General features: G+C 56.4%; 22 protein-coding genes. 15 read left to right on the forward strand and 7 right to left on the reverse strand.

Going from position 1 to position 13,454, the window contains the following annotated elements; translation table 11 throughout:
- Positions 1-2: 2 nt before the first annotated feature.
- Genes ACZCWR_RS07320 through ACZCWR_RS07330 form a run of 3 tightly spaced genes read left to right on the forward strand, consistent with a single transcriptional unit; the run spans position 3 to position 2,251 of the window.
- Positions 3-272, forward strand: a complete 270-nt coding sequence (locus ACZCWR_RS07320; protein WP_459908746.1) for a hypothetical protein — start codon at positions 3-5, stop codon at positions 270-272.
- Positions 269-562, forward strand: a complete 294-nt coding sequence (locus tag ACZCWR_RS07325) for a hypothetical protein (RefSeq protein ID WP_487303035.1) — start codon at positions 269-271, stop codon at positions 560-562. The genes ACZCWR_RS07320 and ACZCWR_RS07325 overlap by 4 nt, the downstream gene beginning before the upstream one ends.
- Before the next feature lie 24 nt (positions 563-586).
- Positions 587-2,251, forward strand: coding sequence for a PepSY-associated TM helix domain-containing protein (locus tag ACZCWR_RS07330; RefSeq protein WP_487303036.1), 1,665 nt, complete (start codon positions 587-589; stop codon positions 2,249-2,251).
- A gap of 98 nt (positions 2,252-2,349) precedes the next feature.
- On the opposite strand, the gene ACZCWR_RS07335 is transcribed toward ACZCWR_RS07330, so the two are convergent.
- From ACZCWR_RS07335 to ACZCWR_RS07345, 3 genes are all read right to left on the reverse strand, one after another.
- On the reverse strand, positions 2,350-2,598 hold the full coding sequence (locus ACZCWR_RS07335) for a hypothetical protein (protein ID WP_487303037.1): 249 nt from the start codon (positions 2,596-2,598) through the stop codon (positions 2,350-2,352).
- A gap of 100 nt (positions 2,599-2,698) precedes the next feature.
- A complete protein-coding gene (locus ACZCWR_RS07340) occupies positions 2,699-3,631 on the reverse strand; it encodes a DUF7666 domain-containing protein (RefSeq protein ID WP_487303038.1) in 933 nt (310 codons plus the stop codon).
- Positions 3,632-3,906: 275 nt separating this feature from the next.
- Positions 3,907-4,302, reverse strand: coding sequence for a hypothetical protein (locus tag ACZCWR_RS07345; protein WP_487303039.1), 396 nt, complete (start codon positions 4,300-4,302; stop codon positions 3,907-3,909).
- A 69-nt stretch (positions 4,303-4,371) separates the two neighbouring features.
- On the opposite strand from ACZCWR_RS07345, the gene ACZCWR_RS07350 reads away from it, so the two are divergent.
- The 3 genes from ACZCWR_RS07350 (at position 4,372) to ACZCWR_RS07360 (ending at position 6,569) form a co-directional block, all read left to right on the forward strand.
- A complete protein-coding gene (locus ACZCWR_RS07350) occupies positions 4,372-4,854 on the forward strand; it encodes a YdaS family helix-turn-helix protein (protein WP_487303040.1) in 483 nt (160 codons plus the stop codon).
- A 381-nt stretch (positions 4,855-5,235) separates the two neighbouring features.
- Positions 5,236-5,523: a hypothetical protein gene (locus tag ACZCWR_RS07355; protein ID WP_487303041.1), complete on the forward strand. Its 288-nt coding sequence runs from the start codon at positions 5,236-5,238 to the stop codon at positions 5,521-5,523.
- A 242-nt stretch (positions 5,524-5,765) separates the two neighbouring features.
- Positions 5,766-6,569: a ParB/RepB/Spo0J family partition protein gene (locus tag ACZCWR_RS07360; RefSeq protein WP_487303042.1), complete on the forward strand. Its 804-nt coding sequence runs from the start codon at positions 5,766-5,768 to the stop codon at positions 6,567-6,569.
- Positions 6,570-6,669: 100 nt separating this feature from the next.
- Here ACZCWR_RS07360 and ACZCWR_RS07365 read toward each other — a convergent pair whose 3' ends face one another.
- The 4 genes from ACZCWR_RS07365 to ACZCWR_RS07380 form a co-directional block, all read right to left on the reverse strand.
- Positions 6,670-7,089, reverse strand: a complete 420-nt coding sequence (locus tag ACZCWR_RS07365; RefSeq protein WP_487303043.1) for a hypothetical protein — start codon at positions 7,087-7,089, stop codon at positions 6,670-6,672.
- 43 nt (positions 7,090-7,132) lie between these two features.
- On the reverse strand, positions 7,133-7,438 hold the full coding sequence (locus ACZCWR_RS07370; protein WP_487303044.1) for a helix-turn-helix domain-containing protein: 306 nt from the start codon (positions 7,436-7,438) through the stop codon (positions 7,133-7,135).
- A 168-nt stretch (positions 7,439-7,606) separates the two neighbouring features.
- Positions 7,607-7,897 carry an addiction module antidote protein gene (locus tag ACZCWR_RS07375; RefSeq protein ID WP_465470492.1) on the reverse strand — a complete coding sequence of 97 codons (291 nt, stop codon included), beginning with the start codon at positions 7,895-7,897 and terminating at the stop codon, positions 7,607-7,609.
- A 3-nt stretch (positions 7,898-7,900) separates the two neighbouring features.
- Positions 7,901-8,197 carry a type II toxin-antitoxin system RelE/ParE family toxin gene (locus ACZCWR_RS07380; protein WP_487303045.1) on the reverse strand — a complete coding sequence of 99 codons (297 nt, stop codon included), beginning with the start codon at positions 8,195-8,197 and terminating at the stop codon, positions 7,901-7,903.
- A gap of 342 nt (positions 8,198-8,539) precedes the next feature.
- On the opposite strand from ACZCWR_RS07380, the gene ACZCWR_RS07385 reads away from it, so the two are divergent.
- The 9 genes from ACZCWR_RS07385 to ACZCWR_RS07425 all read left to right on the forward strand — a co-directional run bounded on the left by ACZCWR_RS07385 (position 8,540) and on the right by ACZCWR_RS07425 (position 13,438).
- On the forward strand, positions 8,540-8,917 hold the full coding sequence (locus tag ACZCWR_RS07385) for a hypothetical protein (RefSeq protein ID WP_487303046.1): 378 nt from the start codon (positions 8,540-8,542) through the stop codon (positions 8,915-8,917).
- Positions 8,914-9,927, forward strand: a complete 1,014-nt coding sequence (locus tag ACZCWR_RS07390; protein ID WP_487303047.1) for a hypothetical protein — start codon at positions 8,914-8,916, stop codon at positions 9,925-9,927. The genes ACZCWR_RS07385 and ACZCWR_RS07390 overlap by 4 nt, the downstream gene beginning before the upstream one ends.
- 154 nt (positions 9,928-10,081) lie before the next feature.
- The gene (locus ACZCWR_RS07395) at positions 10,082-10,411 is read left to right on the forward strand and encodes a hypothetical protein (protein WP_487303048.1); all 330 of its coding nucleotides are present in this window, start codon (positions 10,082-10,084) and stop codon (positions 10,409-10,411) included.
- A complete protein-coding gene (locus tag ACZCWR_RS07400) occupies positions 10,405-11,052 on the forward strand; it encodes a hypothetical protein (RefSeq protein ID WP_487303049.1) in 648 nt (215 codons plus the stop codon). Before ACZCWR_RS07395 ends, ACZCWR_RS07400 begins: the two co-directional genes overlap by 7 nt.
- Before the next feature lie 77 nt (positions 11,053-11,129).
- Positions 11,130-11,378 (forward strand): hypothetical protein, encoded by a 249-nt coding sequence (locus tag ACZCWR_RS07405; protein WP_487303050.1) that lies wholly within the window; start codon positions 11,130-11,132, stop codon positions 11,376-11,378.
- Positions 11,375-11,875 (forward strand): hypothetical protein, encoded by a 501-nt coding sequence (locus ACZCWR_RS07410; protein ID WP_487303051.1) that lies wholly within the window; start codon positions 11,375-11,377, stop codon positions 11,873-11,875. The genes ACZCWR_RS07405 and ACZCWR_RS07410 overlap by 4 nt, the downstream gene beginning before the upstream one ends.
- Positions 11,872-12,051, forward strand: a complete 180-nt coding sequence (locus ACZCWR_RS07415) for a hypothetical protein (RefSeq protein ID WP_487303052.1) — start codon at positions 11,872-11,874, stop codon at positions 12,049-12,051. Before ACZCWR_RS07410 ends, ACZCWR_RS07415 begins: the two co-directional genes overlap by 4 nt.
- Positions 12,048-13,211: a tyrosine-type recombinase/integrase gene (locus tag ACZCWR_RS07420; RefSeq protein WP_487303053.1), complete on the forward strand. Its 1,164-nt coding sequence runs from the start codon at positions 12,048-12,050 to the stop codon at positions 13,209-13,211. Before ACZCWR_RS07415 ends, ACZCWR_RS07420 begins: the two co-directional genes overlap by 4 nt.
- The gene (locus tag ACZCWR_RS07425) at positions 13,208-13,438 is read left to right on the forward strand and encodes a hypothetical protein (RefSeq protein WP_487303054.1); all 231 of its coding nucleotides are present in this window, start codon (positions 13,208-13,210) and stop codon (positions 13,436-13,438) included. The genes ACZCWR_RS07420 and ACZCWR_RS07425 overlap by 4 nt, the downstream gene beginning before the upstream one ends.
- Positions 13,439-13,454: the final 16 nt, after the last annotated feature.

Consider the following 13,454-nt stretch of genomic DNA (forward strand, 5'->3'; position numbering starts at 1 on the left):
TTGTGTCAGCACTCGCCTTCCTCTCACTCACGATTGGCACGCTTCTGCTCTATTTGTGCGCGAAAAATCAAACCTGGCTACAAAAGCCGCTACCGGCGATTCCAACGCGCATTGGCGGTGCTGCCTCAATGCTGGCAGCATTGGTTTTGTGGACTAACTCCATGCAACCGATTGCGGGGGTTTTCTTGTTCGTGACTGCGGCGATTGTGATGTTCGTTGTCTATCCTTATCTCGGTGCGTTACGCAGCATTTTAAAACAACCGCGTTCATGAGCTACGCCAAAAAACGACCGGCGATCCATGCCGACTGGATTTCGAAAACCTTGGCCGGTCAAATACTCGGCTTCACACTCGGAATTATTGCAGGCTCGCTGCTCATACGCTTTGGCCCAGATAGCGCTGTTAGCGCTCGCGCGCAACTTGCGATGTGGCTAGTGGCACCCATCTGGATGGGTGTGGCAAGCTTTTGCTACCTCTTTCGCAGCGGCGCTCAAGCGTGGTTATGGCTTGGCTTGTCGTGCGCGACCGGCGTGCTTCCGCTTGTAGTCGAATGGCTCATCTGAGACGTTTTCTTGAATTAGGTCAAAGTGCGTTCTGATATCTTCCGGATTTATAAGTCCGTTCATACTTGGGCTGGCTTGTGCGCCGGCATGGCGCTTTTTATCGCCTTTTACGCTGGGGCCCTGACCGTTTTTAAAGACCCGATTGCGCGCTGGGTCTCGCCGCCTCCAGAGGCCGTTCGTACAGTGCCACTCAGTGAGGTGCCGGCGCTAATTGAACAGACGCTCGCGCAACGACCCTCTGCCGCACGCGAATTCCGCATCCATCTCGATGAGGGCGAACACCTTCTCGGCCCCATGACTTGGGAGGAGCGTCTACCGGGCGCTAAGCTGGATGACCATGGTCGTGCGCCGCGCCACCAGTACATGTCAACTTTTGCGGACGGCAAAGCACATATCATCCCGGTCGAGTCGTCGCGACTACCGCAGTTTTTGGACGACTTGCATCGTGTGGTGGGCTTCCCCGTCGATACAGATAAGACCCGCATTGTAATGGGGGTGATTGCGGTACTCTACGCGCTGGCGCTTGTCTCGGGGTTGATCGTGCTGCTACCCACGATCGTTAAAGACTTCTTCGCGCTGCGTCTAGGCCGTAATCTGAAGCGCACATGGCTCGACGCGCACAACGTGATTGGCATCGTGAGTCTGCCTTTCCATCTGATGTTCGCGCTGACCGCTGTCATTTTCGCCTTCCATGACAGCATCTATGCCTTACAAGACAAAGTGGTCCACGTGGGCAAGCTTGCTAACTCCGGGGGCGAGCAGGCGTCCGACTTCAAGGCCGGCAGCGTTCGGGACTTGCGCACAATGCTTCCGCCCAACGTATTGCTCGCAAAAATCGCCGAGGTTACGCCTGAGTTCCGTCCCCGCACGCTACAGTACAGCCAAGTCGATAGCCTTCACGCTTCGGTGCGTGCCTGGGGCTCCGACGCTGGAAGCATCATGCGCTCGGTCTCCGGTGGTTTTATCGTGCTTGATCCTTTTTCCGGAGAGATCAAAAGTACTGACTATCTTCCAGGTCACCAGTCCGAGATGCTCGCCGCAGTTACGAGTTTCTTTGCGCTTCACTTCGGTAGCTTTGGCGGGGCACCGGTTGCGTGGCTGTATTTCTTCCTCGGACTGGCAGGTGCCTTCCTTTTCTACACCGGCAATTTGTTGTGGGTGGAGACGCGGCGCAAAACCCAACGGCGCGATGGCTTAGTCCCCGTGCAGAAGCGCAGAACACGGTACATGGCTTCGGCGACAGTGGGGGTTTGTCTTGGCTGTGTCTGCGGCATTTCGGCGACAATTGTTGCTGGCAGATGGCTATACGGCCACGTCGCAAACCTGGCTGCGTGGCATATGGGGATTTACTACGCAATCCTTTTCAGTTCTCTTGCATTAGCATTCTTGCGTGGGCCCGGTAACGCAGCTATCACCTTGCTGCGATGTGCCGCCGCGCTAACGGCGTTAATCCCGATGACGAGCCTGATTGGACTGTTTCTAACAAGCAGCGGCACTCCGTGGTCTAGCGCAAGCCTTCCAGCGGTAGGCGTCGATCTCGTTGCCATGGGCGGTGCCATCGCGTTCGCTTGGATGGCATTAGCCACGGCACGCCGCGTCAGGCGAGGAGCTGCCGATAGCGTATGGGCGAGCGTCGATCGGACTTTGCCAAGAGATCGAAGCGCCGAAACTGAAACTCCGCCGAATTGATATAAAGGTCAGCGTTTCTGAAATCCGATATCCTCTTTTGACGCCGAGAAAGGTACGCCCATTCAAGTTCCTTGATGAGAAGCTGCATCAGGAAAAACTTAATGAACAGGGGCATTAAGCTGCGTTTGCCGCCGAGCGGTTGTGGACATCTCGTCGAGGTAGTCAGCCACAGCATCATACGCGGCAAACCGCTTGACACCCTCCGTGTAAGTGGGAATTGGAAAGGTCTGCGCGCTGACCTGATTGCGAATTGTGCCCTCGGACATCGCGAGAAGTCCGGCGAGCTGAGTCATTGTGAGACGCACGCCATAGTTTTCAAGAATGAATGCGCGTGTTAAAAGCTTCATCGCGCGAAGTCTCCTTTAGCAAAGCTTGCGACATACGTTTCAGTCGAGCAGGGGACGATATGCTGGAAAGGATGCACCGAGCATCCCGCCACCGACGTGTTCACACCGCTGTAAATTGAAAATTACCATCTAGTTTGTACGGCACGTTCGGTCGCAAGCCATCCTCGCCTACATAGCCCACGTTTGTACGATACCGGTACGTGATGGGATCCCAATAGCGAATCCGGATCTGACCGCTTTCGCCCGCTCCCGCAGTGCCTGCGAGCCCTGATTCAGCGATGCCAGACAATCCTGCCATCGCTCTGCCGCCATCACCGACAGTCGCTCTACCGAAATCGCCGACACGTGCCTCAGAGAATTCGCCAGCAGTAGCGTGCCCATAATCACCTGCTATTGCGGAACCCTTGAAACCTACCGTTGCCGTGCCGCGCATGCCTGCTACTGCACTTCCGTAGTCTCCGGCGCACGCACAGCCGAAATCGCCCGCTGTGGCGACGCCGTAGTCAGCGGTTGTCGCTGTTCCAAGCGCGCCCACCGTGGCAGTCAGGCTTGGACCGACTGTTACGTGAGCGCCGATCACTGCATCGCTAAGCGCATGCGGCTCATGGGTAATAAGGAAATCTGTAGCTTCCTCCATGCCGCCGACAAAGACGACTTCACCGCGCGGAAATTTGCATTTCCCATCGAGCAGCATGATGCTATCCGTCTGCACTTCGACGACCAACCACTTCGTGCTCGAATCAAGAGGCCAATGGCCGTGGTGATCGCTTCGAGCATAATAGTTCCCGTGCCCGTAAAGCCAGCCATGCAATCCATTACCGCACTGCTGAGTTGGAGTCCAATCGACAGCTCGGACGCTTTCGCCATCACCGGGCCAGACGAAGCCGTTGGTTGATGACATATCTTCACGGCAGGTACGAAGAACTAGGGATGTGTCGCTAACAAGGCCTAACTCCATGGTTGGACTAAGTGACAGGTCTACGCGCGCCGGGCACACATCAGCAATAGGTTCAAGGAAAATCCGATCAAGCATCACATTTCCGGTTAGTACAACTATCGATTCGATAGAGTTTTTGCCAATCCTACCGATCCATTATTAGGCAGGCGACTTGGCTACTCGCAGGCCGCCTGGAGGCCTGGCAGGCCAATTTGCCGCGCACATCCATGACATCAAGTGACACCGACCTGAAGTTTATTGAAAGACCTATGAAAAGTAAAGCGAGTACTGTACTTTTTATTCAAGACCTTGCCCCGCAATTGCATTGCTTGGCAAGTCGGTGTGGGATTGTTAATACTTGCGCGCGCGGTTTAAGAGGTTGAGTCGAGCTTCCTAGCAAGCAGTTCTGCAAGTAGTCGTTCGTTGCGATCGGCCATCGCCTGCATCGTATTCGCGATCTCGACTTTCTGTGTTTCCGTCAACTGTGCCATGAGACGCAGAATCAAAAGCGATGGATCAGGAGAGGTCGAGTTTTTACCAAATGACGGCAGGGCACTCTCCATTCGTTCTGGCGCTGCTCCAAGTAAGGGGCGATCCAAAAAACCCTCATCCATCCCGTACTGTCGTTCTATCCGGCGGGCAGCTCGCTCCCCAAACGAAGCAGTTCCGTTGACAAGTTGGGAGAAATAGCTTTTCTCTTTTGGCGGCGTGGAATGAGTGTTTAGCCATTCTTTCAAGCGCTCGCGGCGCGTATCGGTCGAGTTCATACCGCTAGTTTAGTTTTAACTAAGCAAGTTGTCACTTGACTTTTTGTTTACTGAACACTACGCTGCGCCATGGACCTGAAAATTTACTTTGAAACCCGCCCGCGCGGGACCCTCGCATGGCTTGCAGCAATGCTCGAAGTCTCCCAGTCGTACGTGTCGCAATTGGCGGCAGGTCGTTGCCCAATTTCGCCAGCTCGATGCGTGGTAATCGAATTCTTAACTCGGGGTGTGGTGAAACGGCAAGATTTGCGCCCTCACGATTGGCGCGATATCTGGCCGGAGCTGTGGATCCGTAATCGACTTTTGTTCATCCGACACGGCCTCAAAGACGCCCGCGCATTTCGGCATCGAACGCATAGACGCGCTCTTGCCAGCGGCATTCGCGTAAGGAGCCTGCGGAACGGCGACAGGCGACATGTTCAAGCGATACTCGCGAGACCGAACTGCAAAGGACAGGCGCCAAAGGCGGAGCGTTGGGGTCCCTGGCTTACCCGTGCGCGCTCGTCCTCGGATTCGAGGGCAATACGCGCGAGACAGTACGAGGCGATCTAATGCGCCGCGCAGGAAACTAAACTTGGTGGGAACCAGGTGTTTCTTAGGCCTTCCAATGAGCGACCGCCTAGCGAAGTTGGGAACGCGTCCAATGGTTAATCCGTCAAGTTGATGCTTAGCTTGCTGAGTAGCCCATCCTTTTCCTGTGCTTTCGCAGGTAGGTGATTCGGAGCCGATGGCCGCGGGCGTCTGCACAGGGCACACGAGGCCCTCACGTTTGTCGGCAGCTGTTTCCAAGGCTCTTCTATGGGTGCCGGACGCCTGCACCAATCATCGATTGATCATCGATCATCGTGGCTTCCCTTAAAGCCGTCACGGCAACGTTGACTTCTAGTGTTGAACGACGACTTGCAACTTTACATCAACGATGGAGACGAGCTGATGCATATCGAACGTCACCGACAAATGCTCAAGCAAGCGACGCAAGAAGCTCTTCGCGTCGTCGAGGAAAGGATGAAGCAGGAAAGGCCAGGCGCGTTTCATGTCGAAACTGGTGAAAATGAAACGCTGTCCGAACGCAATTTTATGAATGAGCCGCGCCAATCAATACCGATGGCGGGCTTCCGCTACGGCTATCAGCAGCCGGCAAATAAAGACGCAGACACCGGATCTGACGAAAAAGCGCAAGAAGATGCTGAAAAACGCGAACGCACGGTGACGGAAGGGTAAAGAGATCTGAAGCACTGCTGTAGCTACGCGTCATGGAATTAGTACTGCAAAAGGGTTGTTAATGGACGAAGTCAAGAGCGCAGATCCACATATCGACGGCGACGATCAACGCCAAACTCGCGAGGCGATGCCGGACGAGCGTTTAACTGCAAACATCGTAAAGGTATGCCTGTCATGTGGCGCTAAGCAAAGCTCCGATGGCCGGCTGCCGTGTGATCACTGAAGTCACAGGAAGAAAACGAATGGCAAAGAACTCAATCGACGCATATGGTGCGTCGGGAAAAACGAATCTCTTGTTCTTTGATCCGGATCGGCTGGTGCTAGTCACGGACGTTGCATCGCCGCTCTATGACCCTCGTATCGACTTGCCGGTGAATGAGGATCTTGCCCGGAACATTGACTTTCAAGGTGTGCTGCAGCCGATCTTGGTCGTCAAGAACACGGAGACGGGCGAAACCGAAGTCGCGGTGGGCAGGCAACGTACGAAGGCGGCGCGGCTAGTCAACGAGTGGCGGCGCGCTCGAGGCGAGAAGCCAATTCAGATTCCAGCGCAGGTGTACCGCGGCGAGCGGCGCACGACGCTGACTGCAATCATCGGTGAAAACGAGCTGCGAGAGGCCGACACTCCGCTCGGTCGCGCAGAGAAGATGAGACGCGTAATCGCGCTCGGCTACAGCGAGGCCGAAATAGCGACGATCTTCGGTTGTGGGATAGGCACTGTGCGCGCCACGATTACGTTACTCGACTGCTGCGCTGACGTGCGCAACGCGGTCGAGAATTTGCGGATCAATGTTACCCACGCCCGGCAACTTTCCAAACTCTCACCCGATGAGCAACGTGAGAAGGTTCGAGATCTTATTGCAGCAGGCGAGCATGTTGTTGGCCACGCACGGGCTCGCGCGCAGCGTGCAGTAATTGGCGACGCGAAGCCAAAGCTGCGCAGCCGCAAAGAAATCACACGCGAGCTCGAAGTGTCGTCGGGAGATCGCGCGGCAGCACTGCGCTGGGTGCTGGGCATGGAGCACGACGGTGAGGGAGGCGCATGACGGGCTTGATATTTCCGTTTCCGGCTTCCGAGGGATTACGCGCTTCCGGTCTTTTGATAAAGCCCGTGTTCAAGCGTAAGCGGCAGTTCGAAACCTGTGGTCAGCGCATCTTGTGCAGACGCTTGTCCGAACTTCCCGGTGGTTCTGCAGCAGACCTCTTTTCTGACGGCGTCACGCCGAGCCGCTCGCATAGGGCCGGGGGCAGCGCTTCACCAGCCGGCTTGAAATACTTGGCGTCCGACTCCGTCAGCTCTCGGACTTCGCCGGTGCTGTCGGTCAAAGGAATTCGATTTGACATTTCGGGTTCGTCGGCTGTCAGCGGCACATTAAGCTGTGAATCCTTCTCACGACCAAGGTCGGCGGCCCCAACTTTTCTATCGCCGGCTAAGCGTGCGCACCCGCGTCGGATTAGTCTGTTGCCTTCGTATAAATCGGCTTCCTCGATCCACTCATCTGTGATTTCTGGAGCATCGTCGGGGTCAACCCAAGCGGGGCTCCGGTCGACTGAATTTTTATTCATTTGTTTTTCCAGAGTTCTTCGGGCGGCATCATGCGAGGGTCGGTCAACCGGACTCAAGCTTCATGCGAGGGTGCAGGCCAGCCCGCGCAGCCAACTTGACGAGCAATTCGAGGCTGAACTGGTTGATCTTTCCTCGCTTGATGCCAGACACGCGCGCCTGAGTTGTGCCAAGCACTTGTGCGGCTGTTGCTTGTGTCATCTTCTGATTATGCAACCTGTTCATGAGCGCTTGAAGCAAGTTCGCGCGTATTTCGAGTTCCGCCGCTTCGCTTTCAGCGAACAGGTCATAAAAGATGCTTTTCCCGCGCGTCGTGTGTCCGGTCATAAGTGGCATAAAAAGCTTGTTCACATTCAGCAGAGTTTGTTTTTTACGCGATCGACGTCAGTCGCCGTCAGACACCGGAACAAAGCTGCGTCCAGTCAACCGCTTTGCAGATTATTAAGCGCTTCCAGGTGCAGCGCGCTGCTAGTCAGCTCACGGACATCGCCAAGTGTGTTTGGAAAGGCAGCTGAGTGCTTAATGAGCATGGCGCGGACTTATGCTCATCTGAACGCCAAGCGCGCGCAAGAGCTTTTGAATCGTCTCGTAGCGTGGATGTGCGCCAGGCGCTATTGCTTTGTAAAGGCTTTCGCGGCCGAGTCCTGCTTCAGCAGCGATCTTGGCTACGCCTCGTGCTCGGGTTACTGCGCCGAGAGCGGACAAGAAGACGTCAGGGTTGGGGTCTTCCATCGCAGCAGCGAGGAATTCCGCGATCGCTTCTTCACTATCGAGGTAATCGGCAGCATCGAACGTAGCAAACGTAGTCATAGCTTACTCCTTCAATTCGCGCGCCATATGGATCGCACGTTTGATGTCTTGGTCCTGACTCGACTTATCACCGCCAGTCAAAAGAAAGTAGATCACGGAACCGGTGCGCGTGTAATAGACGCGATACCCAACACCGACATCGATTCGCATCTCGCTAATCCCTTCTCCAACTGGTTTGCAGTCGCCGAAATTTCCCATCTGCGCGCTGATAAGTCGCGCAGCGATTCTCGCCTTCGCGCGAGCATCACGCACTTTGGAAAGCCACGCGTCGAATTCCTCGGATCGAAGCAGAGTGTTCATAACTGGATTGTATCCGAGTGGATACGAATAGGCAACCGCAACGTAGTGACACGCCCCTCCGGCTTCTTGACGGTCTGCCGCGGCGCTGCCTATACTCAGAGCATCGCTGAGACAACAGCGACCGGGATTGGCGTTCCGGAACTGACCAAGGCGGACCTGCCGCCGCGAAAGCGGCTTTTTTTGCGTCCGCACGCCTGTGCACGCCTTCAATGGGCGGGCCTTGGCGGGGGAGCCTTCGGGCTCACCGGTTCCCTTGGTCTCCGGTACGCCAACCCCATCATGCGCCCGCCCACCCCAATTGGCGTTGGGGAGCGGGTTCTTAACCCGACCAAGGAGGCCGCTATGCGTGCCAATATCCCCGCTCGTCCTGAGCAAAAGCAATCTCCCCTCGAAATAATCAACGACGCTCTCCGTGCAGCCGCACTCGATCCAGAGCCCAACGGCGCGATCGACATTCTCGCGAGTGCGTTGCAGCGCCTGCAGCCTTCATCCGACAACTCTGGAGGCATTCGCGATGCGTCTCTTTCTGCGTTGATCGTCGAGCTTCAGCATCTCCACGAACTGTTGAGCGTGATTGTTGAAAGTGCGCCGTCTGAAGAGACAGAACGCACGTTTCTCCTTGCGCAAATGGGACAGCAGATCACGGCGCGGTTGCTCGAACAGCTCGATACCCCTCGCGCAGTATCCGATGCGCTCGGTGGCCGTGGAGGTGCCGCATGAGTACGAAAAACATGCCCTGGTTTCGGATGTACACGGACTTCCTCAACGACCCGAAGATGATCGGTCTTGCGTTCGAGGATCAGCGTCACTTTATCGGGGTGCTGGCTCTGAAGGGTGAAGGCACGCTCGACAATGCTTGCTCGCCCGAACTGCTCACACGCATCGTAGCGCAGCGCCTTTGGATCGATCACGCGATCATCGGCGATGTGAAGAAGCGTTTGATCGGCGCTGGCTTGATCGATCAAAACTGGCAGCCGTTGGCGTGGGAGAAACGCCAGATGCGCTCAGACAGCAGTACCGAACGCGTTCGCGCGCATCGTGAGAAGGTAAAACAGGCGCGCAACGATGGCGAAACATTGCATCCGAGTTTCGGTAACGTCGATGAAACGTTACAGGAACGTTCCAGTAACGCCCTAGATAAGAAGAGAGAAGAAGAGATAAGAGAAGAGGAGAAAGAAACGAAACCCGCGCGACATGCGTCGCGAGTTGCGTCGCATGAGCAGATTCGAGAACTCAAGTTGCCAGATGGCATCTCCACCGATGTCTGGTCGATGTGGTGCGAACACCGCGAGGCGAAAGCCCGGGATGCGCCGTGGACGCGCGCAGCGGCTGCGGTGTCGGTCAAACGTTTGCTTTCGCTAGCGGCCGGAGGTCAGTCGCCTGAGGTAACGGTCGAGGAGGCCGTTCTCCGCGGATGGACGGGCCTATTTCCGGTGAGGGTGCAGACAGTGACGCCCTTGCCGTCAGATTGCGCGCAGACATTTGCAGCGGACTGGTGGCGCACGTCGAGTGGCATCGAAGCGCGAGGCAAGCAGCTCGGTGTGAAGCAGGGCGAGAACGAGGCGTTCATGCGCTTCAAGGCTCGCGTGTTCAAGGTGGCCGGTCCGGGTGAGTGGATGGAAGACATGCTACGCATCGTAGGTCGCGAGAGCGAGGAGCGATACGAGCAGCTTTACGCGTACTTCAACGATGTTCCGCGGGACAGGAACGGCAACACGGAGGCGGCATGAGCACCTGCCGCAGCTGTGAATCCGTCACCGAGATGGGTGGTCATGAGCGTATGCGTTGCTTGGGCTTTCGCAATTGCGCATGTCTACCGCATTAGCAATCCCTCTCCGGTCACTCCGCATGCCGTTTCGATCAAATTCGTTGGAGTTAGAAGTCGTGAACGCAAAAAAGCTTGCCCGAGCAGTCTTTTTCGATGTGTTGCTCGCCGTGTGTCTGTATCTGTGGATAGAAGGTGGTCACTCGCTGGCGCGGGATGTCGCTATCGCCTATCTCTGCGTCATCGCCGAAATAATGTGGATCGCTGCTTTCCTCGTGCCTGCAAAGGATTACGAGCAGGGCTATCCCGTGAATGCTTTCTACGACTTCGTGTCGACGACGGCGATTCTGGGCATCCTCGCTTGGCAACGCGAGTTCATCGTCGCGACGCTTCTTGGCGTCCCGTATTTGCTCACCTTGATAAAGAGGGAGGTAGGAGGAGCATGGTGAAGCGCTCGTCATTGTGGCCGGTGCATGTGCCGGCCGAAACGAAGACCATTGGCACGGCGCGCGTTCGCGAGGACCTCACGGTTGGACGTGACTCGCAGCAGCGAGCTCTGTCAAGGAAGTTCGGTACGCAGCCCAACAGCGAGGTCGACGAGATCATGTCTTGCACCGATTCAGTTGTTTCGCCTGCACCGGCGGCGCGCGAGACGAAATCGCAGCGAGAGGCCGCAACGATGCGACTGCGAGCGCTAGGACGTCTGCGCGATGGCGAGCGAAACGCAACCGAGCGTCGTTACGAGGCGTATCTTGAAAAGCAGCGGCGGGCTGGCGAGATCCAATGGTACTTGTTTGAAGGGATCAAGCTGAAGCTTGCGCCGAGAACTTTTCTGACTGTCGACTACGCGGTGCTTCCCGCTTCAGAGTTGTTAGAGATGCACGACGTGAAGGGTGCGCGCGCCATCTTCAGCGATGACGCCAAGGTCAAGATGAAGGTCGCGGCATGGATCTTTCCCCTCGTATTTAAAGTGGCATATCCGCGAAAGGCGCGAGATGGAGGCGGCTGGGACGTGGAGGAAATTTTGATGAAGAACTCGCTGGTGCGCAGCGCGAAGGCCGGCATGGAGGTCGAGTCGTGCGCTGCCTAATCAACGTGCCAACGCACACGACATGGAACACCTATCGAGGCCGAAACGGCAAACGCTACCAGTACGAACGGTGGCAAATGACGGCGCAGATTGAAACGACCGTCTACCGGCTGATTCGACCAAAGACCCAAAGCAAGCTCGAAGCGTATGTGTGGGTCGATGCATGGATACCTGAGAACCGCCGCGCGGGCATTCCTCTCCTCGATAGCAACTGGATCGAACCCGGCGTGTATCGCACCAAAGCGCTACTGAAGAAAAACCGCAGGACGTTGGCGCCGTTTTTAGCGAGTGGACTGGAGGAAATGAATGTGAGGGAAGTCGAATGACGCCAGCGAAATATCAGGCGGCGGTGAGCGGCCAGTCTGCGATCGTGAAAAAGGTGCTGGAGATGGTGCCGAAGCAGGACGCATGGTCGCGCAATCAGATCGCGATGCATCTGAAACGAGTGACGAAAAGTTCGCCCGATATTGCAGTGCTCGATGGGTGCTTGCTTCGATTGAAAGACGTGGGTCTGATCCGCGAGAAGTTGAAGGGGCGCTTTCAGCGCGTGGAAGTGAGAGAAAGGGAGAACACCGTGACGGTAGCAGCGAGACAAATTGAATCCATTAGGACAGATGGCACGCTAAGCCAATCGGCGCTCGACATTCTGTCGGCACTTTCCGGACGTGCGCGCAAGCTCGCAGGAGATCTAATGGAGCTTGCCTCCGACATGGAGACTGCCGCGCTGACGATCGAACAAAGACGAGCGGAAGACACTGCCGACTTGGAGAAGCTGCGCCAGTTTCACGCGCTCTTCAAGAGTCTCGCCAAGGAGCCGCTATGAAGACGCCGCACACATGCTGCGCAAGAGGCACCCGCGTACGCGTGGTGCTTCGTAATGGTGACGTGATCGTTGATCGCTTTGTTGAACGCACGGGCAAGTTCATCGTGCTTGCGAAGCATCGGCTGCGCGGAGGCGATTTGAAGTCGTTTGGAATTTATCGAGAGTCGAGTCGGTGAGCTATCACTTAATTCGTGTTGGCAAACGCTGGCATTACCGCTTTCAAGTGAATGGTGCCCGCGTGCAGCGCAGCACGCGGGAGAGTATCAAGCGCAAGGCTGAGGCTGTAGCCGCGCGCGCCTACAGCGATGCCAAGCTGTGGTCGAGAGGGCGCGAGCCGGTTCCGACTCTGCGGGAGCTTTTCGTCAAGTGGATCGCAGCAAACGAACCAATCGTGAGCAGCGCCCACCTCAAATCGATGAAAACCGTCGCGCGATTGCATCTTTACGGGCTCGGCGACGTCTCGGTAGGCAGCTTGACTAACGAAGCGATCGAACAGGCGCGCATTGAGCATTTGAAGACTCACAGCCGCGCGAGCGCTAATCATTGGCTCAAGTCGCTCAAGGTAGTGTGCAACTGGGCGGTCCGACGAAACATTCTGCCAATGGTTCCGTGGTCAGTGAAGCTGATCAAGCTGCAGAAGCGGCCACGCACGACGCTTCCCGTGTCGATGGCCTCGAAGTGGTTGAATAACGTTGATTCGGCGGCCGTTCGACAGCCAGCTGTGTCGATCGCCGTGCGGTTGATGCTCGGGTTAGGGCTGCGCGAATTCGAGACCATCACGGCGCGCTGGGAGTGGCTTGATTGGGAGCGCGGCACCTATACGCCTGGCCGGACCAAAGGCCGAGAGGCGGACCCTGTACCCGTACCTCATTGGTTGCTTGACTATCTGCACCCCCTGCGCCAGGCATCCGGACTTGTGGTCACGCGCAAGAACGGCGAGGCGTTCAATTCGGGCTTTACGCGACGGGCGATGTTCGCTGCAAACGCCGCATGCGAAGTCGTCGGTCTTACGCCGCACCGGCTGCGCGGAACATTCGCGACGCTGCTGAGTGAACAGGGCGTCCCGATCCAAACGATTCGACGCGTGATGCGCCACAAGGATCCGCGCACGACGATGGTGTACTTGGAGGCGGACCTTGCGGCAGTTGTCGATGCACAAGCACGGTTGAGCGAAAAGATGGGCTTGGCCGATGCATCAAAACCTAAAGTGAGTGGCGAAAAAGTGGCGAAGTGCATCGCGCAAACCCGCGTCGCGTCTGAATTTGCAAATTCTTGTGAGTCATCCGCTCAAGATACGGACAGCGAACATCAAGGCAACACCAGGTCGACAACATGACCGCATACACCTACATTGAAATGTCTGCTATTCCGCGGCCGCTCTTACGAATGGCCGTGCGACGCGTGGAGGAATTGCAGAGTTGGATCTCGTTTCCAGGATGTCCTTTCGCTGGAATTGAGGAAGAAGGCGAGGTTCAATTTCCGTATCCCCGCAACCCCATATTGCGCGAACAGCTGGTCGCCTGGTTGGATCATTGGAGCATTCCCTACGGTGTCGAGCGGTGACCGTCTGCACGCACGC

Source organism: Caballeronia sp. A2-2, assembly GCF_057612605.2.